This is a genomic window from Mesorhizobium sp. M7A.F.Ca.US.014.04.1.1, assembly GCF_003998745.1.
Lineage (GTDB): Bacteria > Pseudomonadota > Alphaproteobacteria > Rhizobiales > Rhizobiaceae > Mesorhizobium > Mesorhizobium ciceri.
The window spans coordinates 1-1,458 of the sequence record NZ_RZRW01000945.1 but is presented as its reverse complement, the minus strand read 5'-3'; the positions used below and the strand labels follow the sequence as shown (position 1 = coordinate 1,458).

General features: G+C 59.8%; 2 protein-coding genes. Both read right to left on the bottom strand.

What is annotated here, in order from left to right; translation table 11 throughout:
- Window positions 1-808, bottom strand: an 808-nt coding sequence (locus EOA22_RS33380) for an ABC transporter permease (RefSeq protein WP_164756172.1), incomplete at its 3' end; no start/stop codon positions are given.
- Window positions 805-1,458: ATP-binding cassette domain-containing protein (locus tag EOA22_RS33375; protein ID WP_164756171.1), on the bottom strand; the 654-nt coding region annotated here is incomplete at its 5' end. The genes EOA22_RS33375 and EOA22_RS33380, both read right to left, overlap by 4 nt.

Sequence of the window (1,458 nt, the reverse complement as noted above, 5' to 3'; positions counted from 1 at the left end):
ATCCATAACCGCCAAAGAGACTTGTCCCGCCTATGATCACGGCCGCGATCACGTCCAGTTCAAGACCCGCTCCCAGGCTGGGATTGCCAGCCGTGGAGCGGGCCGCGAGCATCAGGCCCGCAAGGGACGCGGTCATGCCGGATATCGCAAAGGCGAAGATTTTGACGCCGTCCGTTCGCACACCGGAAAAGCGCGCGGCAACAGCATTTCCACCGGTCGCATAAACACGCCTGCCGTAGGGCATTTGATGCAGCAGGTAGTAGCCGACGGCCGTAAGGACGATCGTCCACCAGATCGGTGCCTGCATGCCCAGAAAACTGCCGTTCCAGAACAGGTTCGAAAAATCATCATCGACGATCGACACGGGCCGGGTGCCGGTGATGGTCAGTGCCAGTCCGGAAAAGATGGACAACATCCCAAGCGTTACGAGAAACGATGGAATGCGCAGTTTTGTAACAAGCACGCCCGACACCGCGCCGATCGAGGCCCCGGCGCCCAACACCAGAAGGGCGGCGACATAGGCCGGGACACTTTGATCGAGCAGCAACGCTCCGATCATACCTGAAAAGCTGGCAACCGAACCGACCGACAGGTCGATTTCACCGCAGATGATGACGAACGTCATGCCGATCGCCATCACGGAAACGATGGCTGTGATACGCAGAACGGCGCTTGCGGTTGAGACTGACGCGAAGTGGGGGGCGAACAAGACGAAATAGAGGGTGATCGCCAGGAAGATCACATAGGTGATGTGATCGCGGAAAAAATTCATCGCACTAGCGCGCATCGGCATCGAGGACGATTTCATGCTGCAACTCCCTGAGCGTGTACGCTGGTTTGTCTGGCGGCCTCGGCCTGCAGCAACGCGCGAAGCCCGGTCTCGTCGTGCGCGCTGCCCATGCTGCGCGTTATCCGCCCCTGCGCCATCACCAGAATGCGATCGGACAAATCCAGGAGTTCTTCGAGTTCCGAAGAAATGAGCAGCACGGCGACGCCATCGCCCGCCGTGCGGCGCACAAGCTCGCGCATATCGCGCTTGGCATTGACGTCCACGCCGGAAGTTGGCTCATCGAGGATCAACAGCTTCGGCTTCATTGCCAGCCATTTTGCGAAGACGATCTTTTGCTGATTGCCGCCTGAAAGCTCCTGGGCTTTCTGTAAGGGGCCGCGGCACAGGATGTTGAGGTCGTCGCGGTATTGTCTGAACAGAGCCGCTATCCGCGCCTTCGCCATCGGCCCAAGGGGACCCGCGAGCGAGAAATCGGAAAGCCGGGGAAGCGCAAGATTCTCCTCGATTGAGCGCCCGCCAACAAGCCCTTCGAGCCGACGGTCTTCGGGAACAAGCGCGACACCAGCAGCGATCGCTCTGCTTACGCTGCCCGGCCGAACGGGTTCGCCTGCGACACTGATGTGGCCGGATACGTCTGGAAGGATGTCGAACAAAGCCTTGCCCAAGGT